Origin of the sequence: Sphingopyxis indica, assembly GCF_900188185.1 — a bacterium.
GTDB lineage: Bacteria > Pseudomonadota > Alphaproteobacteria > Sphingomonadales > Sphingomonadaceae > Sphingopyxis > Sphingopyxis indica.
In genome coordinates this window covers 1-16,811 of sequence record NZ_FZPA01000008.1, presented here as the reverse complement: position 1 = coordinate 16,811, position 16,811 = coordinate 1, and the positions used below count along the sequence as shown (strand labels likewise).

The 16,811-nt window shown below is 61.2% G+C and carries 18 protein-coding genes and 1 pseudogene; 14 read left to right on the top strand and 5 right to left on the bottom strand.

Annotated elements, in window-relative coordinates; translation table 11 throughout:
• Positions 1-132 precede the first annotated feature (132 nt).
• From trbB to CHB69_RS11425, 11 genes are all read left to right on the top strand, one after another.
• Positions 133-1,068, top strand: a complete 936-nt coding sequence (trbB, locus tag CHB69_RS11475; RefSeq protein WP_089216310.1) for a P-type conjugative transfer ATPase TrbB — start codon at positions 133-135, stop codon at positions 1,066-1,068.
• A complete protein-coding gene (locus tag CHB69_RS11470) occupies positions 1,065-1,397 on the top strand; it encodes a TrbC/VirB2 family type IV secretion system protein (protein WP_089216153.1) in 333 nt (110 codons plus the stop codon). Before trbB ends, CHB69_RS11470 begins: the two co-directional genes overlap by 4 nt.
• Positions 1,397-1,675, top strand: coding sequence for a VirB3 family type IV secretion system protein (locus CHB69_RS11465; protein ID WP_089216152.1), 279 nt, complete (start codon positions 1,397-1,399; stop codon positions 1,673-1,675). Before CHB69_RS11470 ends, CHB69_RS11465 begins: the two co-directional genes overlap by 1 nt.
• A 4-nt stretch (positions 1,676-1,679) precedes the next feature.
• Complete coding sequence (gene trbE / locus CHB69_RS11460) at positions 1,680-4,118, top strand: conjugal transfer protein TrbE (RefSeq protein WP_089216151.1); 2,439 nt, start codon at positions 1,680-1,682, stop codon at positions 4,116-4,118.
• Positions 4,115-4,882 (top strand): P-type conjugative transfer protein TrbJ, encoded by a 768-nt coding sequence (gene trbJ, locus CHB69_RS11455; RefSeq protein ID WP_089216150.1) that lies wholly within the window; start codon positions 4,115-4,117, stop codon positions 4,880-4,882. Before trbE ends, trbJ begins: the two co-directional genes overlap by 4 nt.
• Before the next feature lie 16 nt (positions 4,883-4,898).
• The gene (gene trbK-alt, locus CHB69_RS11450; RefSeq protein WP_089216149.1) at positions 4,899-5,258 is read left to right on the top strand and encodes a putative entry exclusion protein TrbK-alt; all 360 of its coding nucleotides are present in this window, start codon (positions 4,899-4,901) and stop codon (positions 5,256-5,258) included.
• 2 nt (positions 5,259-5,260) lie between these two features.
• Complete coding sequence (gene trbL, locus CHB69_RS11445; protein ID WP_089216148.1) at positions 5,261-6,565, top strand: P-type conjugative transfer protein TrbL; 1,305 nt, start codon at positions 5,261-5,263, stop codon at positions 6,563-6,565.
• A complete protein-coding gene (gene trbF / locus CHB69_RS11440; protein WP_089216147.1) occupies positions 6,562-7,251 on the top strand; it encodes a conjugal transfer protein TrbF in 690 nt (229 codons plus the stop codon). Before trbL ends, trbF begins: the two co-directional genes overlap by 4 nt.
• Entirely contained in the window at positions 7,248-8,228 is a 981-nt protein-coding gene (trbG, locus tag CHB69_RS11435) for a P-type conjugative transfer protein TrbG (protein WP_089216146.1), read from the top strand. Before trbF ends, trbG begins: the two co-directional genes overlap by 4 nt.
• 83 nt (positions 8,229-8,311) lie before the next feature.
• Positions 8,312-9,427, top strand: a complete 1,116-nt coding sequence (locus CHB69_RS11430) for a TraB/TrbI/VirB10 family type IV secretion system protein (RefSeq protein ID WP_212541925.1) — start codon at positions 8,312-8,314, stop codon at positions 9,425-9,427.
• Between the two features lie 2 nt (positions 9,428-9,429).
• On the top strand, positions 9,430-9,681 hold the full coding sequence (locus CHB69_RS11425) for a DUF2274 domain-containing protein (protein ID WP_089216144.1): 252 nt from the start codon (positions 9,430-9,432) through the stop codon (positions 9,679-9,681).
• Here CHB69_RS11425 and CHB69_RS11420 read toward each other — a convergent pair.
• A complete protein-coding gene (locus CHB69_RS11420; RefSeq protein ID WP_089216143.1) occupies positions 9,602-10,618 on the bottom strand; it encodes a LysR family transcriptional regulator in 1,017 nt (338 codons plus the stop codon). The genes CHB69_RS11425 and CHB69_RS11420 overlap by 80 nt on opposite strands.
• A gap of 157 nt (positions 10,619-10,775) precedes the next feature.
• The gene (locus CHB69_RS19730; protein ID WP_141133970.1) at positions 10,776-11,129 is read right to left on the bottom strand and encodes a hypothetical protein; all 354 of its coding nucleotides are present in this window, start codon (positions 11,127-11,129) and stop codon (positions 10,776-10,778) included.
• Positions 11,130-11,842: 713 nt separating this feature from the next.
• Between CHB69_RS19730 and CHB69_RS11410 the strand changes: the two genes are divergently transcribed.
• The 3 genes from CHB69_RS11410 to CHB69_RS11400 all read left to right on the top strand — a co-directional run bounded on the left by CHB69_RS11410 (position 11,843) and on the right by CHB69_RS11400 (position 14,017).
• Entirely contained in the window at positions 11,843-12,145 is a 303-nt protein-coding gene (locus CHB69_RS11410; protein ID WP_089216141.1) for a hypothetical protein, read from the top strand.
• Between the two features lie 292 nt (positions 12,146-12,437).
• Positions 12,438-13,049: a TetR/AcrR family transcriptional regulator C-terminal domain-containing protein gene (locus CHB69_RS11405; RefSeq protein WP_141133969.1), complete on the top strand. Its 612-nt coding sequence runs from the start codon at positions 12,438-12,440 to the stop codon at positions 13,047-13,049.
• A gap of 83 nt (positions 13,050-13,132) precedes the next feature.
• Entirely contained in the window at positions 13,133-14,017 is an 885-nt protein-coding gene (locus CHB69_RS11400; RefSeq protein WP_141133968.1) for a TetR/AcrR family transcriptional regulator C-terminal domain-containing protein, read from the top strand.
• A gap of 153 nt (positions 14,018-14,170) precedes the next feature.
• Here CHB69_RS11400 and CHB69_RS11395 read toward each other — a convergent pair whose 3' ends face one another.
• From CHB69_RS11395 to CHB69_RS11385, 3 genes and pseudogenes are all read right to left on the bottom strand, one after another.
• Positions 14,171-14,788 carry a TetR/AcrR family transcriptional regulator gene (locus tag CHB69_RS11395; RefSeq protein ID WP_089216138.1) on the bottom strand — a complete coding sequence of 206 codons (618 nt, stop codon included), beginning with the start codon at positions 14,786-14,788 and terminating at the stop codon, positions 14,171-14,173.
• A 204-nt stretch (positions 14,789-14,992) separates the two neighbouring features.
• Positions 14,993-15,532 (bottom strand): annotated as a pseudogene (locus CHB69_RS11390) (integrase core domain-containing protein); the annotation flags it as partial.
• A 235-nt stretch (positions 15,533-15,767) separates the two neighbouring features.
• Positions 15,768-16,355, bottom strand: a complete 588-nt coding sequence (locus tag CHB69_RS11385) for a class I SAM-dependent methyltransferase (protein WP_089216137.1) — start codon at positions 16,353-16,355, stop codon at positions 15,768-15,770.
• Positions 16,356-16,811 lie beyond the last annotated feature (456 nt).

The following is a 16,811-nucleotide window of genomic DNA, read 5'->3' as shown; positions in this document are numbered from 1 at the left end:
TTGAACTCGTCGAATTTCTGCCTCTTCTACTTTTCCCCAATCCATGGCCGCGCGCAGGGCGCGCCCGAACAAGGATGGGGCGACGTGGCGAATGTACAGAACATTACGGAGGCAAGCTCACGCGGGGCGCGCATGCTGCGCACGGCGCTCGGTCCCGCGATCGCCGAATTTCTGGAAGACGCCGCCGTCGTCGAGGTGATGCTCAACCCCGACGGACGCCTTTGGATCGACCGCCTTTCCGAGGGACTCACCGAAACTGAAGAACGGCTGTCTCCCGCGGACGGAGAGCGGATCATTCGTCTCGTCGCCCATCATGTCGGAGCTGAGGTCCATCCCGGCGCGCCGCGCGTTTCCGCAGAGCTACCGGGAACGGGGGAGCGGTTCGAAGGCCTCCTGCCGCCTGTGGTCGCCGCGCCGGCGTTCGCGATCCGTAAGCCCGCCGTCGCTGTCTTCACGCTCGACGACTATGTGGCCGGGGGCATTATGGTGGCGGCCCACGCGGAGGTTCTGCGCCTTGCCGTTGCCGAGCGGCGCAACATCCTTGTGGCCGGCGGCACGTCGACCGGCAAAACCACGCTGACCAATGCCTTGCTCGCCGAGGTCTCCAAGACCGCCGACCGTGTCGTGCTGATCGAAGACACGCGCGAGCTGCAATGCGCCGCCCCGAATCTCGTAGCGATGCGCACCAAGGACGGCGTCGCCACACTTTCCGACCTGGTGCGGTCCTCGCTTCGTCTGCGTCCCGACAGGATTCCGATCGGTGAGGTTCGCGGCGCTGAAGCGCTTGACCTACTCAAGGCCTGGGGGACAGGACATCCGGGCGGCATTGGTACGATTCACGCCGGAAGTGCGATCGGTGCGTTACGGCGCCTCGAGCAGCTCATCCAGGAAGCGGTCGTCACTGTGCCGCGCGCGCTTATCGCCGAAACCATCGACATCGTTGCCGTCCTCGCCGGCCGCGGCCGTTCGCGCCGGCTCGCCGAACTCGCTCGCGTCGAAGGGACCGGCGCCGACGGCGACTACCGCATCAGCCCTGTCACCTCGCCCATCGAAGGAGCACCCGCATGATCAGCCGCATTTCTCGCTTTCGCAAGCGCATCGCCTCGACCGCCTCAGTTCTTCTTTTCAGCATGATCCTGGCGCCGGCGGCGCATGCGTCGGGGTCATCCATGCCCTGGGAGGCGCCGCTCCAGTCGATCCTGGAATCGATTGAGGGGCCAGTGGCCAAGATCATCGCCGTGATCATCATCATCATCACCGGCCTGACGCTGGCATTCGGCGATACCTCGGGTGGCTTTCGCCGGCTCATCCAGATCGTCTTCGGCCTTTCGATCGCCTTTGCAGCATCGAGTTTCTTCCTTTCGTTCTTCTCGTTCGGCGGCGGAGCGCTCGTATAATGCCCGGGCCGATCGATCAGGGCGAGATTCCGGGCTTCGCCGTGCCGGTCCACAGGGCGCTGACCGAGCACATCCTGCTCGGAGGCGCCCCCCGCTCGGTGGCGATCCTCAACGGAACGCTGGCAGCGGCGCTTGGACTTGGCCTGCGTCTCTGGCTCGTTGGTCTGGGTCTGTGGGCGATCGGTCACTTCGCTGCGGTCTGGGCAGCAAAGCGCGACCCCCAATTTGTCGACGTCGTGCGTCGGCACCTGCGCATTCCCGGTCATCTGAGGGTCTGACGCGATGATGAACCTCGCCGAATATCGTCAGACCGCCACGCGCCTCGCCGATTTCCTGCCTTGGGCCGTGCTGGTGGGAGACGGTGTCGTCCTGAACAAGGATGGCAGCTTCCAGCGCAGCGCGCGCTTTCGCGGCCCCGACCTCGAAAGCGCGGTCCCCGCTGAACTGGTCGCGGTTGCGGGCCGGCTCAACAATGCATTGCGCCGCCTCGGATCCGGCTGGGCCATCTTCGTCGAAGCCATGCGGCAGCCGGCACCCTATTACCCCGACAGCCGCTTTCCCGAACCCGCCTCGGCACTTGTCGATGCCGAACGAAAGGCCGAGTTCGAAGAAGAAGGCGCCCATTTCGAATCGGGCTATTTTCTCACATTCGCCTGGCTGCCGCCCGCCGAGGACGCGGCGCGCGCCGAAAGCTGGCTTTACGAAGGCAAAGCCGAACGCGGCGTTGACCCGCATGAAGCGCTCAAGGGCTTTCTCGATCGCACCGATCGCGCGCTCCAGCTCATCGACGCCTTCATGCCGGAATGCGCCTGGCTCGATGACGCGGAGACGCTCACTTATCTTCATGCGACCGTCTCGACCAACCGGCACAGGGTCCGCGTACCCGAAACCCCGATGTATCTTGACGCGCTGCTGGCGGACCAACCGCTCACCGGCGGGCTCGAGCCGAGGCTCGGCACCGCGCACCTGCGCATCCTCACGCTTGTCGGATTTCCCACTGCAACCACGCCGGGAATACTCGACGATCTCAACCGGCTCGCTTTTCCCTATCGATGGTCGACGCGCGCGATCCTCCTCGACAAGACCGACGCCAACAAACTCCTGACCCGCATTCGTCGGCAGTGGTTCGCCAAGCGCAAGTCGATCGCCGCGATCCTCAAGGAAGTCATGACCAACGAGGCGTCGACCCTGGTCGACACCGACGCCGCCAACAAGGCGGCCGATGCTGATCTCGCGCTGCAGGAGCTGGGTGCCGACTATGCAGGCCAGGCGTATGTGACCGTGACCGTGACCGTCTGGGATGCCGATCCAAAAGCCGCAGACGAAAAGCTCCGACTTGTCGAGAAGGTCGTACAGGGCCGCGACTTCACAGCGATGTCCGAAACCGTCAACGCGGTGGATGCCTGGCTCGGCTCGTTGCCCGGCCATCTCTATGCCAATGTCCGGCAGCCACCGATCTCAACGCTCAATCTCGCCCACATGATCCCCCTGTCAGCCGTGTGGGCGGGGCCGGAACGGGACGAGCACTTCGACGCGCCCCCACTGCTCTACGGCAGAACCGAAGGCTCAACACCGTTCCGGCTTTCCCTTCATGTGGGCGATGTCGGGCACACGCTGGTGGTCGGACCGACCGGCGCCGGCAAATCCGTGCTGCTTGCCTTGATGGCGCTTCAATTTCGGCGCTACGCCGGTTCCCAGGTCTTCGCCTTCGACTTCGGCGGCTCCATCCGGGCTGCAGCGCTTGCCATGGGCGGCGACTGGGAGGATCTCGGCGGCGGCCTGGCGGAGGGCGACGGTGATGCCGTTACCCTTCAGCCGCTCGCGCGGATCGGCGACACGCAGGAACGCGCATGGGCGGCCGACTGGATCGCCGCAATTCTGATGCGCGAGGGCGTCGCTGCATCACCGCAGGTCAAGGAGCATCTCTGGACGGCGCTCACATCGCTCGCCTCCGCTCCCGTCGAGGAACGCACGCTCACCGGCCTAGTCGTGCTTCTACAGTCGAACGATCTCAAGCAGGCCCTACGGCCTTACTGCGTCGGCGGGCCTTATGGCAGACTGCTGGATGCAGAAACCGAGCGTCTCGGCGCGGCGTCGGTGCAGGTTTTCGAGACCGAGGGGCTCATCGGGACCAGTGCCGCGCCGGCGGTGCTCGCTTATCTCTTCCACCGCATTGAGGACCGCCTGAATGGCAGCCCGACGCTGCTCATCGTCGATGAAGGCTGGCTGGCGCTCGACGATGAGGGATTTGCCGGACAGCTCCGCGAATGGCTGAAAACCCTTCGGAAGAAAAACGCCAGCGTCGTCTTCGCCACCCAAAGTCTATCGGACATCGACGGCAGTACGATAGCGCCCGCCATCATTGAAAGTTGCCAGACCCGCATTCTCCTGCCGAACGAACGCGCGATCGAGCCGCAGATCACCGCCATCTACCGCCGGTTCGGCCTCAATGACCGCCAAATCGAGATTCTCGCGCGCGCCATGCCCAAACGCGACTATTATTGCCAGTCGCGCCGCGGCAATCGCCTGTTCGAGCTTGGACTTGGCGATGTGGCGCTCGCGCTCTGCGCCGCCTCCTCCAAATCCGACCAGATCATGATCGCCGAAATTCTCGCCGATACGCGCGACGAGGGATTTTTGGCGGCCTGGCTGCGCCGGCGCGGCGTCGCCTGGGCCGCCGACCTCATTCCCAACCTCAACAACCTGGAGAGCCAGCCATGAAACTGCATGTCCCTCGCACGGCACTTGCTGCCGCGTTGCTTACGACGTCGATCGCGACGATCTCGTTCTCCGCAACGCCGGCCCATGCCCAGTTTTTTGGTGGAATCGTCTATGATCCCACCAACTACGCCCAGAACCTGCTCACGGCGACACGCGCGCTACAGCAGATCAACAATCAGATCACGTCGCTCCAGCATGAAGCGCAGATGCTGATCAACGAGGCGCGCAACCTCGCAAGCTTGCCATATTCCTCGCTCCAGCAGCTTCAGCAATCGGTGAGCCGGACGCAGGCGCTTTTGCAGCAAGCCCAAAACATCGCCTACAATGTCCAGCAGGTCGATCAGGTCTTCGATCGTCAATATAAGAATGTGATCCTCAGCGCATCGGATCAGCAACTCATCACCGATGCCAAGACGCGCTGGCAAAACACGGTGGGGGGCTTGCAGGACGCCATGCGCGTGCAGGCCGGCGTCGTCGGCAATATCGACACCAATCGCAGCGAAATGGCCGCGCTCGTCGGACAGAGCCAGGGGGCAACCGGTGCCCTGCAGGCAACCCAGGCCGGCAATCAGCTTCTCGCGCTCCAAGCGCAGCAGCTCGCCGATCTCACCGCCGTTATCGCGGCAAATGGCCGGGCACAGGCACTCGCTGATGCCGAGCGCGCCGCCGCCGCCGAGCAGGGACGAGAGCAGCGCCGCCGCTTTCTCACACCGGGCGAGGGGTACAAGCCCGGCAATGCGCAAATGTTCTACGGCAACGATTGAGCCGTGGACCCAAGCGATGGAAGGGAAAACGACCGCACGCATTGCCGCCGCGATCTTTGTCGGGTTCGCGATTGCGGCGTCGCTGATCCAGCTCTCCCGGAAGGAGGAGTCGCCGATTGCGGCGAGGCCGGCGCCCGTAGTCGTCCCATCCGATCCGCTCGCACAAACACTGCGGCACTGCCGCGACATGGGCATCGCGGCGGAACGCGATCCTGTCTGCCTGGATGCCTGGGCCACCAACCGCGAGCGTTTTCTCGGCCATACCCCGGAACCGCGTCAAGCGCCGGCCGTGCACCCGCCTGCCTCGATGTTCCCCAGCGAAGACGAGGCGTCCCTTAGCAAGGAGTCGGCGCCGGCTCCCCTACCGGAGCAATGAGCATGGGCGGCACGGGCGTTATCGACCATTTCCTCGAGGTCTTCACACGGTACATCGACGGCGGCTTCGGCCTGCTCGGCGGCGAGGTGGCGTTCATCGCCACGACCTTGATCGTCATAGACGTCACGCTTGCCGCGCTGTTCTGGTCGTGGGGCGCGGATGACGACATCATCGCCCGGCTCGTCAAAAAGACCCTGTTTGTCGGCGTCTTCGCCTACATCATCGGCAATTGGAACAACCTGGCCCGCATCGTCTTCGAGAGCTTCGCCGGACTTGGGCTGAAGGCATCGGGTACGGGGTTCACGACCGCCGACCTCCTGCGCCCAGGGCAGGTGGCCCAGACGGGGCTCGACGCCGGCCGGCCGTTGCTCGATTCCATCTCGGGTCTGATGGGCTGGGTCTCCTTCTTCGAAAATTTCGTCCAGATCGCCTGCCTGCTCTTTGCCTGGGTGCTCATCCTGCTTGCCTTCTTCATTCTGGCAATTCAGCTCTTCGTCACGCTGATCGAGTTCAAACTGACGACGCTTGCCGGCTTCGTCCTCATCCCCTTCGGGCTGTTCGGCAAGTCGGCCTTCATGGCTGAGCGTGTGCTCGGCAATGTCATTTCGTCGGGCATCAAGATTCTTGTCCTTGCGGTCATCATCGGCATCGGCTCGACACTCTTCTCCGAATTCACGGCCGGTTTCGGCGGGGCTACGCCTTCCATCGACGATGCCATGGCGATCGTACTCGCCGCGTTGTCGCTGCTGGGACTGGGGATCTTCGGTCCTGGAATTGCCAATGGCATCGTCTCCGGCGGCCCGCAGCTCGGTGCCGGCTCGGCCGTCGGAACCGGTCTGGTGGTCGGCGGCGCGGCGATGGCAGGCAGTGCGGCCGTCGGTATGGCCACGGGCGGCGTCGGTGCCCTTGCAGGCGGCGCCGCAGCGGCGGCACGCGGTGGCTCGACACTCGCCGGCGGGGCGAACGCGGCCTACCGCGCGGGAGGCGCGACCGGCGTCGCGCGCGCAGCGGCCTCCAGCGTGGGTTCGGCTGCGACCAGCCCCTTCCGCCGCGCTGCCGCCTCGATGAAGAGCAGTTTCGAGGCAGGTGGCCGGTCTGTTACCGGCGCAGCCGATCCCGCCGCAGCGGGCGCTAGTGCGGCCTCGGCTACGTCCTCAACACCCGACGGGCCGCCTGCCTGGGCAAAACGCATGAAGCGGTCCCAGTCGATGAGCCATGGCGTCACGCTTGCCGCGCACTCGCTACGCGCGGGCGATAGCCACGGCGGCGGTTCCTCCATCTCCGTTTCCGAAAGCGATCGACCATGAGCCTCTTCAAGCGTCCCACGACCCATTATGGCAAGAGCCCCGAGCCGGTGACACCATATCAGCGTGCAGCCCAGGTCTGGGACGACCGCATCGGAACCGCGCGCGTGCAAGCGCGCAATTGGCGCTTGATGGCCTTTGGCTCCCTGTTTCTCTCCGGCGGCTTCGCAGCAGCGCTGGTCTGGCAATCCACGCAAGGGACGGTTGTGCCCTGGGTGGTCGAGGTCGACAAGCTCGGCCAGGTCCAGGCCGTCGCACCGGCCACCGCGGGCTATACGCCATCGGACGCCGAGATCGCATACCATCTTGCACGTTTTATTGAAGAGGTTCGCGCGATTCCCTCGGATCCCATCGTGCTGCGTCAGAACTGGCTGCGGGCCTATGACTTCACGACCGACCGCGGGGCAGCGGCCCTCAACGATTATGCGCGCGAGAACGATCCTTTCAAGGACATCGGACGGCGCGAGATCGCCGTCGACGTCTCGAGCGTCATCCGTGCTTCGCCGAGCAGTTTCCGCGTGGCCTGGACGGAGCGGCGCTACGAAAACGGACAGCTTGCCGGCACGACCCGGTGGACGGCAATCCTGACGATCGTCCTCCAGCCCCCGCGCGACGCCGACCGCCTCCGCAAGAACCCGCTCGGCATCTATATCAACGCCATAAACTGGTCGCGGGAGCTCGAACAATGAATGCGCGCTCTCGCGAAACCGGAGTGCCGCTATTCCGTAAATCCGCACTCCCGCTTCTCATCATTGCCGCAAGTGCGCTCGGCGGTTGCGCGTCGACCGGCAAACCTCCGCAGATCGGTTACGATTCCAGCGTACCGCCGCTCCCGGCCGCGCCTGAAATGAAGGTGGTCAGGCCCAAGCCGCTCCAGGTTCCGCCGGCATGGACGCCCGCGCATGGCGGCGCCGATGCTGCGACCCCCGCGGGGCGCATCGAAAATGCCAATGCGGCTGCACGGATCGAACCGCGCCGGGACGGCTATTACAATGCAATCCAGATCTATCCGTGGAGCGAAGGGGCGCTCTATCAGGTCTATGCCGCACCCGGGCATGTTACCAACATCGCGCTGGAACCGGGCGAAACCCTGACTGGCGAGGGTCCGATTGCCGCTGGAGACACCGCGCGCTGGATCATCGGCGACACGACCAGCGGCAGCGGCGCGACGCAACAGATCCATGTCCTCGTGAAGCCAACGCGCGATGATATCAGCACAAACCTTGTCATCACCACCACGCGGCGCACCTATATGATCGAACTTCGCGCCGGCAAGACGCTCTTTATGCCTGCCGTCTCCTGGTCCTATCCTGCGCCGCTAGCGGCACCGGACGCAGCCGTGCCGGCGACGCCCCTAATCCCGCCCACGTCTGCACGGCATTACCGATACGCTCTGACAGGCGACACGCCGCCCTGGACGCCGGTTTCGGTCTTCGACGATGGACGCCACGTCTATATCGAATTCCCCGGCGGGATCGCGCAGGGCGAAATGCCGCCGCTGTTCGTGATCGGCGCCGATGGCGAACCGCAGATCGTCAATAGCCGCATCTACCATCACATTCTGATCGTCGACCGGATTTTTGCCGCGGCCGAACTGCGTCTTGGCAGTGGCAAGCGACAGCAGACCGTCCGGATCGTGCGCGTAGACGGGAGACCGACATCATGAGCGAACCCGAAGTCCACGCCGAGCGCGACGACGACGATGAGAACGCAATTGTGCAGCAGCCTTCGACCGATACCAACGCGCCGATGCGGCTTCGGGGGGCAACGCCGCGTGTTACCCGCATCTCGCGCAAGGTCTTGGGCGCCTTCGGACTTGTTGCAGGCGTCGGGATAGGGGGCGCGCTGATCTACGCCCTGCAGACCGCCCATGATGGCGCACCGCCAAAGGAACTCTATTCAACCGACAATCGATCGACCGCCGACGGCCTGGTCGGACTGCCATCGACTTACAGTGACGTCCCGCGGCTAGGGCCGCCTTTGCCCGGCGATCTCGGACGCCCGATCGTCAGCGCGCAAGGCCGCGGACAACCCGTGCCGGGCGCAGCGGCTCCAGCGCCGGCCGTGGATCAGGCGAGACAGCGGCGCATTGCCGAGAACGAAGCTGCGCGCACGAGCCGGGTCTTCTTTCAAAGTCAGCCCTCGGCGTCGCCGCCGGTCGCAGGAGCCGGCCTCGATCTCTCGCAGTTGGCCGGTCCCCCGGCAACGTCCGCCACGCCCACGACGCAAGATCGTCAGCTCGCCTTTCTCAACGCCGCAGCCGATCGCCGCACCGTTGCGCCTGATCGCATCACGCCGCCGGCCTCGCCCTTCGTATTGCAATCAGGATCGGTGATTCCCGCTGCCCTCATCACCGGCATCCGCTCGGACCTTCCCGGTCAGATAACCGCTCAGGTGACAGAGAATATCTATGACAGCGCAACCGGCCGCTTCGTCGTTGTGCCGCAGGGCACCCGCATCATCGGGCAGTACGACAACAACGTGCAATTCGGCCAAAGCAGGGTCCTGCTGGTCTGGAACCGCCTGATCTTCCCCAACGGACACTCGCTTGTGTTGGAACGCCAACCCGGCGCCGACGGCGCCGGCTATGCCGGATTGCAGGACGGCGTGGACTATCACTGGTGGGATCTGGCGAAAGCCGCCGGCTTGTCGACACTACTCAGCGTGGGCACCGAACTCGCAATCGATGACGATGATCGTTTGCTACGCGCGATCCGCAATGGCGGCGAGGATACCTTCAACCAGGCCGGCCAGGAAATTGTGCGCCGGCAGCTCAATATCGCGCCAACCCTCACAATCCGGCCAGGGTTTCCTGTCCGGATTATCGTGACCCGCGATTTGCTACTCGAGCCCTATGGGAGTTGAAAATGACCAAGCTGAAACTTGGTGCCATCGCGGAAGACAAGCCCGTCAAGGTCTCGCTGGAATTGCCTGGAAAGCTGTTTCGGGACCTGCAGGACTATGGTGAGATTCTCGCTCGCCAGGAGGGCGTGACAGCCCCGGACCCTGCGAAGCTGATAGTCGCGATGCTACAGCGCTTCATACAAACGGATCGAGGATTTGCGCGAGCCCGCAAAATGAAGGATCCATCAACGCATGAAAACCGGCCGCAATCATAAGAGCCGCGCCAGCGCCATTCGCACCAGCATGCGAGAGCCACCCGGACGCGATGTTTTTCACGAGTCGTAATAAATAGCGCAGTGCGGGATTCGAGTTGGTCGGCGACCACACCGCGCTCCACGCGAGTTGCTCAAGGTCACCCCGGATCGGCAGGAAGGTCACGCCCTCCGACATGCCCGAAGCGATCGACGCGCTCGCGAGCGATATGCCGTAACCCATCGCAACGATGTTCAGCAGGCTATGCCGGCTGACGTCGTGAACATCGATCTTGGGTCTGAAGCTGGGCGCCGAGAGCTTCCGCACCAGATAGTCGCGGATTTCCGGACCTGCGCCGTGCTGGCTTACGACGAAGGTTTCACTGGCGATGTCGTCCCAGTCTAGTGCCTCGCGCTCGGTCAATTTGTGGTTTTCGGGCAGCGCGACGTAAATGCTCTCCGTCCAGAGCTGCAAAGCCTCCTGGCCGCTCAACTTTGGCGTTCCGGCCATGAAGGATATATCGAGCTCGCCTGTCATCACGCGCGCCAAATCCTGCTGCTGGGATCCCTCATGGAGACAGACCCGTATATGCGGATACAGTCGGTGAAACTCTTTGAGCGCCAGGTGCAAGCGACCGCCGGCAAGCGGCAGCAATACACCCACTTGAAGATCTCCTCGTTCCCCTTGCTGTATCGACGTAGCAAGCTCAATGGCTTGGCCAAGTTGCTGCGCGCCGACCGAGGCCTCTTCGAGAAACAGTTGCCCGGCGGCGGTGAGACGAACACCGCCAGCGCTACGATCGAAGATGCGAAACCCGATGCGATGTTCCAGCAATTGCACGCGCCGCGTCAGCGTCGATTGCGAGATGTTGAGGGCTGAAGCAGCCCTTCGCAAACTTCCATGCTGGGCAGCCGCAACAGCGTACCGCAGATTCCTCAGATCAAGTGCGAGATCCGGCACTGGTCACGCATGCCGAGGCGTATTTTCGGTCCACCCCCAGGGGCTTGCCGATGTTCTCGATCGAGCCGGTGAACGCTGGGACATGACAGCGTCCCAAGCAAGCCGCATAGCGTCCTGTTCGTCATGGGTCGACGCAGAAAGCGTCATCGTGTGTTGATCACCTATCATTATCCGAACCGTGAACGCGATTTCCGAGCATTCCGAGGGCGGCAGCGATCCGAAAGTCCGCAAATCCCGCCTCACTTAAACCGCAGGCGATTTCTTCGGTTGTGATATCGCCGTGCTGAAACAAAACGCCAAATCGGCGCAGAGCCTCAAGCTGCGGGTCAGCCAGGGCATTGGGATAGTATGCACCGAAGATCAGGCCAAACGCGCGGCTTATTTTGCCCGGACGGACAAGCGAACGCTTGCTGTCTCGCAGACCTACCGCGAGGGCCTGAGCGTCAAGCACAAGGACTCTGTTCCTTGCGCGATCCCAAAGACGGTGTGCCTCGAATTCATCGAAAGCCATGGGCCGCTCGCCGTGGGAGGGTTCGGGGGCACGGCGAGCGGCCGGTTCCATCCCGGGGGGCGATCGGGATGGAAGATCGTCATTGAGATTGAGCGGGGTAGCGAAGATGGCATGGCTCGCCACCTCCCCACGCGCGCTAGGGACATCAAAGGCCGCGTGGTGATGGTACAAGCTCACCCCCAAGACCTCCGATCACGCACGAAATCACTGGCAGCCAGCCCCGATCCTCGACGCTCACATTCTTTGGAGCTGACCGCGCGCAGCAGCCAAGCCGATGACAGGAGGATCTCTTCTTGAAGCGACGACAAAGCCACTTTCCAATTGAAGGCGAGCATTCGCCACTCTCCTCAACACGTCGGTTCGCCTAGGAAGAAAGTCGCCGACCTGAGACTCATGCCTAAGCCAACCGAACCGTTCGGTCAATTCTGGAATACGGCTAGCGCTCTGCATACCGCTGATGGGCCACGGTTCATCGCACTAACCGAACGGTTCGGTTGAATGTCAGGCGAATCTCTTCATCGTTAGGGCGCGGTGCCCTTTGAACGCTGGCGCCCCCGGAGGATCGTCCCATGCGCGAGACACACTCGGCTTACGCAAGCCTGAACCCACGATCCCTCGTGATCGACCTGGCGCGGTGCTGGCAATACGCACGGCGCTCCCAACGATCTCCGCTGGCGCATCTGTCTCGCGTCCTCGAACCCCTCGGATGCGAAATGCTGGCGCCGGCGCTGAATATGTTCCTGTCCAGCTTCGAAGCGCAGCTTGGCCGCTCAACGGAAATTGGTTACCGCAATTCCATTACCAGCGATGAGCGCGAACTGACGATTCTCGTGGATCGCATTCTTGGCGACGCGGCCGACTTACCTGCAATCACGCGAAGACTGCAGGATGCTGCTATTGTCGGCAATTTCCCGATCGCTACACCGAAGCAGCGGGCCATCGATCCCGACGCGCAATCTGGCTTCGCAGTACCTCTTCCAATATCGCTCGCGCGTGCGACGAGCCGTAATGCATGACAAGGACGACAATCATCTACGCTGTAGGTCGCGGCTACGAAATCTATCGATCCTTACAGGCTGCCTTGGCGTCCTCGCTGGGGTGGTTCTGTGGCTCAGAAATTGGGTCTCTGACCCATTGGTCGCCGCCATCCTTGCCACGCTCGTCATGCTCGGCATCCTTACAATCTTTGCGCCCCACCATGATCACACGGGATATGCCGTCCAATCCTGGCAGGCGCTCCCAATCAGCAGGCCTCTCTAATGGCTACGCTTCCGCTTTTCCACTCAATGCGTCCCAGGAAGCAGGCTCATGACATCCTCCTTGAACAGCCCGGATCAAGCCGTTTCGGCCATCACACAGCTTCTCGCCGGCGCGGAAAAGCGCACGCTCGAGCTTGCGGATGTCGTGGCGAGTGCGGGTCTCGAGTGGAGCAAGGTCGTCACACTCTTTCCAGATCCCCAGGATATTCTGGTCGAAATTGCGCGCGCCGAGGCCGCACAGGCTTGCCAGCCACTCTTGTCAGCGATCAACGCCCCGCGCCATGAGCCATGGGATATCGAAGCGGTCCTGCGCGAATTTGTCGTCCGGATTGAAGGCAATTATGCAGGCGTCGTAGGCGGCCTGGTGCGCGTCGCGATCACGGAAAGCGCCAAAAATCCCGACCTCCGGAAGCGTATCCATCACGAGGGGCCGGCTTCGGTTCTCGCGGCCCTACGTCAATTCCTGCAGGCCGCCGTTGAGCGCTCTTTTCTCGAAATCGACGACGTGGAAGTCGCCGCCGAACAGTTGATCGGGCTGCTGCGAGCGACCTTGTACGAACGACTTACGCCAGCGCTCGAACATCCAATGTCGTGCGGCGTTGATCCCATCGCGCTGTTCTTGCGCGGCGCAGCTAGACGCAAAGGGGGGAAGAGCGTGTGAAAGAAACTGGACGAACTGAGAGCAAAGCGGCCGCGGCCAGGGCATCTGTACCGCGTCATGGTCGGCAGGATGTCATTCAAGGCGTGGCCCCCGATCTTGCCCACAGCATTGATGAGAATGGTTCCCTCGTCACCGTCCCCCCGGCTGATTGGATCGTCTGTTTCGTTCCGGGTTTGAAAAAGCAATGGTGGCATCGCTTCTGCAACCGCGATCACAAGCACGTCTTCGCATTGCGACCGATGGAAACGGGAAGCTGGGTGCTTGTCGAACCCTGGTGGACACGATTGATGGTGACGGTTTTGCCCTCATCAGACGCCGTCAGGTTTCTTCGCTGGGGCGCCGCCGGAGACATGGTGCGTCTGCGCGAAGCGGTCCCTGGCCGTGGCAATCAGTTAAAGGGCTGGTTCAACTGCGCAGTTATGGTCGGCTTTCTGCTCGGGCGTTCCAGTTGGGTTTGGACACCTCATGCGCTCTACAAGCAGCTTGTCAGCGAGACTGGCGCCGAGCATGAAGATGTCGAGAGCCTGCTCGTCGAACATTTCAGGAAAGTCCTGGATCGCAATATGCGCCGGGCGCTTTCACTCGATGCCCGAATTGCCCGTCGCTCGACTGCCGAAATACTCACCGAGTTGGCACGTAATATTCTCTCCCTGATCATGTCGCGAGAGATCATCGACCTCCATCACACGGCTATCATTGAAGCCGAACGATTTCCCGGCGTGGCACAATGCTATCAGGACCACGCCGAACGGCCCGCAGTTTCGGCAATCGCTGATGTGCTCAGATCCGCCGCCGAAGCGGGCGAGTTTGCGATGGAAGACCCTGATGCATTCGCACACAGTCTCATGGGATTGATGCGCGGTACATTACACCTGGATCTCATGATCGGTATTGCAGCCCAACCCACTCCCGAAGATATTGATTATAGAGCGCGCGCAGCCGTCGACGTCATACTGAAAAGCCTGTGAGAAAATCCCCAGATCGGCCTAGCGCCGTAAGGACGTCAATGCCCAGGATTGGTTATTGATTCGGTGCATCCCATTCAATCAAACGGCGACTTTCGAAGAGAAGAAAACGGTAATAGCCGCTCTCTCGCCCTCGTTCGGTAGCGGCCATGCTTCCTATTTTTCTGCTACACTGCCATAGGCTGCCATGAAGACTCTTACGGCTTCGGTCACAATATGGTCGATTTCTTCATCCGTGGGCGCCTTGCGCACGCCGAAGAGGAAGTCGAGCATGATTTGCGCCTGACATAGCCGATTGAATTGGCTCGCCGCCAACTCGATATCGTCAATCACCAGATGACGTTGTTCAGTGCATCGCTTGAGAAACGCCTTGAGCTTCACATGTCCCGCATGCGGCCCCTCTTCATGAAACAATTCGCTGATTTCCGGGAAGCGAACCGCCTCGGCAACCACGGTTCGCAAAATCTCCACCACGATTGGGTCAGTAGTCAACTTCAAATAGCGAACACCGAAATCATGAAGGACCGATACAGTGTCATCGATTTCCTCAGGAAGATCGAACACCGGCGTTGAGCGGGAACGAATCTCCAGGCGCATATATTCTTCGAAGAGTTGCTCCTTGCTGTCGAAATAGGTGTAAAGCGTTCCCTTGGAGCCGGCGCCAGCCTTGGCGATGTCGCCCATCGACGTCCCGGCAAATCCCTTTTCCAGGAACAGCTTACCAGCCACGTTCAAAATGTGCGTCCGCTTATCGGTTCGCTGCGTCGTTACCATCTCGACCCCAAGTCAAAAAGTCATTCATACCCCATGTCGCCTGCGCGACAAGGCAATTACCATATGACCGAACCGTTCGGTAGGCAAGGCGCGAGGTTCACACTACCGATCCGCCGTGGCAGATCGGCGCGAGTCCGGATCACAAAGAGGAACGGTATGAAGCGTATTTCTGATCTGCCCCCACCGAGTGGCCCGATTGGAGTGTTATTGGATTAAGCTCATCGCCGCCATATTCGGATGGAGGTGGAGCGAAGTGGAACCGGGCGCCGGATATGGCGATGTCGCCGTTTCCAGTGCCGGTGATTGGTAGCCCAGGTTGCTGTTAGGGCCAACGGTGTTGTAATGCCGCCGCCATGCCTTGATCAGCACCTTGGCCTCTGCGAGGCTGTAAAAAATCTCGCCGTCAAACAGTTCGTCGCGAAGCGACCCGTTGAAGCTTTCGTCATAGCCATTCTCCCATGGTGATCCCGGCGTGATGTAGAATGTCTTCACGCCGATCTGCTCCAGCCATTTCTGGACGACGGTTGCGATAAATTCCCTGCCATCATCGAACCGTATATGTGCTGGCGGGCCGCGCGAGATGAACAGGTCAGCCAAAGCCGCCAGAACATCCTCGTGCTTGAGTTACCGTGCCACGATGAGCGCCAGGCATTCTCTGCTGGCCTCGTCGATAGTGGTCAGGATCCTGAATTTGCGGCCGTCATGCGTGCGCCGCTCAACGAAATCGTAGACCCACACATGGGCTGTCCAGCGCGCCCGCTACATGACGCTTGAAACCATGGTTCCCGTCAGCGACGATCCCATCGTCATGCACTCGGCTGTACCTGGCGCATGACCGGCTCATCCCGATGCCGAAATGGGCGGTGGCAAGGAAAACCTACACCACCCCGTGGGACACTATCAGGGGTTCAGACCAAACTTACGTCGTTTGCATGGCTCCGCCGCTTCACAAACTCCAGTTTCCCCGATTGGAAGGGATCTAGGACTTGCGGGCAATTATCTGCACTGTAGCTCCGCTGCCATTGTGAAATGCGCCCTCGTTCACGTCTCGTGTGACTTCTCGCCCAACGATAAGCTCCAATCCTGCCAATTCGTCACGCAGATCGGCCAAGCTCATCATCATAGCGGCATTGATCGGCCCCCCGGTACCATGTTTCAATTGCGCCGGCGTATACGCTTCCAATATGAAAACGCCGTTCGGGCGCAGAGACTGAAAGATGTCTCGATGCACCTTTTTACGCAGGCTTGGCGGAAGATGGCAGAATATTGAAACAATCCCGTCCCAACGGTTAGGCTCCATTTTGTAGTCGGCCAAATCGGCGTGTGCGATACCAACCGTCACATTTTTCTCTACTGCGAGCCTCTTTGCTTTCTCCAAGCCTACTGCAGACGCGTCGAGAGCCGTAACCGTGTGACCGTGCTCCGCCAGGAAAACAGCATTCCTTCCTTCGCCTTCTCCCAGGCACAAAGCATCTCCTACCGGAAGCAATTCCATGCTTTCTCGCAGGAAGTCATTCGGTTCAGTACCGTAGGCAAAATCGTCGGTGCTATATCGTTTGTCCCACATTAATCTGCGCTCCTCCTACATATCGCGAGCGGCAATTCATCGCTTTTCGATCGGGATTTATTCGGATCAGGCAATCGCCATTACCTTGGCCAAGATGGAACGCGGCTTGTGATTAAACGAAGTGTGCCCGGTTATGAGGGACGCTGTAATCGACCTGCGGTCCGTACGGAACGATGCGAGAAGGGTTTATGGACTCGTGGCTCGCGTAATAGTGGCTCTTGATATGGTGGAAATTGACTGTCTTGGCGATGCCGGGCTGTTGATAGAGATCCCGAAGATATCCCGACAGGTTTGGATAATCAGCAATGCGTCGAATATTACATTTGAAGTGCCCAACATAGAGTCTGATTCAAAATTATCCTTCATAATTTCATAGCCTTGCGATGCGGCGAGTGAAGAGTTGTATCGAGGCGACGAAGAGCCATGCGGTTGCCGATGCGATGGTCTGTTCGAAGT

Bases quoted from the DNA above. Each gene is read 5' to 3' on its own strand.
- trbB (WP_089216310.1), top strand. From the start codon at position 133: ATGCTGCGCACGGCGCTCGGTCCCGCGATCGCCGAATTTCTGGAAGAC.
- CHB69_RS11470 (WP_089216153.1), top strand. From the start codon at position 1,065: ATGATCAGCCGCATTTCTCGCTTTCGCAAGCGCATCGCCTCGACCGCC.
- CHB69_RS11465 (WP_089216152.1), top strand. From the start codon at position 1,397: ATGCCCGGGCCGATCGATCAGGGCGAGATTCCGGGCTTCGCCGTGCCG.
- trbE (WP_089216151.1), top strand. From the start codon at position 1,680: ATGATGAACCTCGCCGAATATCGTCAGACCGCCACGCGCCTCGCCGAT.
- trbJ (WP_089216150.1), top strand. From the start codon at position 4,115: ATGAAACTGCATGTCCCTCGCACGGCACTTGCTGCCGCGTTGCTTACG.
- trbK-alt (WP_089216149.1), top strand. From the start codon at position 4,899: ATGGAAGGGAAAACGACCGCACGCATTGCCGCCGCGATCTTTGTCGGG.
- trbL (WP_089216148.1), top strand. From the start codon at position 5,261: ATGGGCGGCACGGGCGTTATCGACCATTTCCTCGAGGTCTTCACACGG.
- trbF (WP_089216147.1), top strand. From the start codon at position 6,562: ATGAGCCTCTTCAAGCGTCCCACGACCCATTATGGCAAGAGCCCCGAG.
- trbG (WP_089216146.1), top strand. From the start codon at position 7,248: ATGAATGCGCGCTCTCGCGAAACCGGAGTGCCGCTATTCCGTAAATCC.
- CHB69_RS11430 (WP_212541925.1), top strand. From the start codon at position 8,312: ATGCGGCTTCGGGGGGCAACGCCGCGTGTTACCCGCATCTCGCGCAAG.
- CHB69_RS11425 (WP_089216144.1), top strand. From the start codon at position 9,430: ATGACCAAGCTGAAACTTGGTGCCATCGCGGAAGACAAGCCCGTCAAG.
- CHB69_RS19730 (WP_141133970.1), bottom strand. From the start codon at position 11,129: ATGGCTTTCGATGAATTCGAGGCACACCGTCTTTGGGATCGCGCAAGG.
- CHB69_RS11410 (WP_089216141.1), top strand. From the start codon at position 11,843: ATGCTGGCGCCGGCGCTGAATATGTTCCTGTCCAGCTTCGAAGCGCAG.
- CHB69_RS11405 (WP_141133969.1), top strand. From the start codon at position 12,438: ATGACATCCTCCTTGAACAGCCCGGATCAAGCCGTTTCGGCCATCACA.
- CHB69_RS11395 (WP_089216138.1), bottom strand. From the start codon at position 14,788: ATGGTAACGACGCAGCGAACCGATAAGCGGACGCACATTTTGAACGTG.
- CHB69_RS11385 (WP_089216137.1), bottom strand. From the start codon at position 16,355: ATGTGGGACAAACGATATAGCACCGACGATTTTGCCTACGGTACTGAA.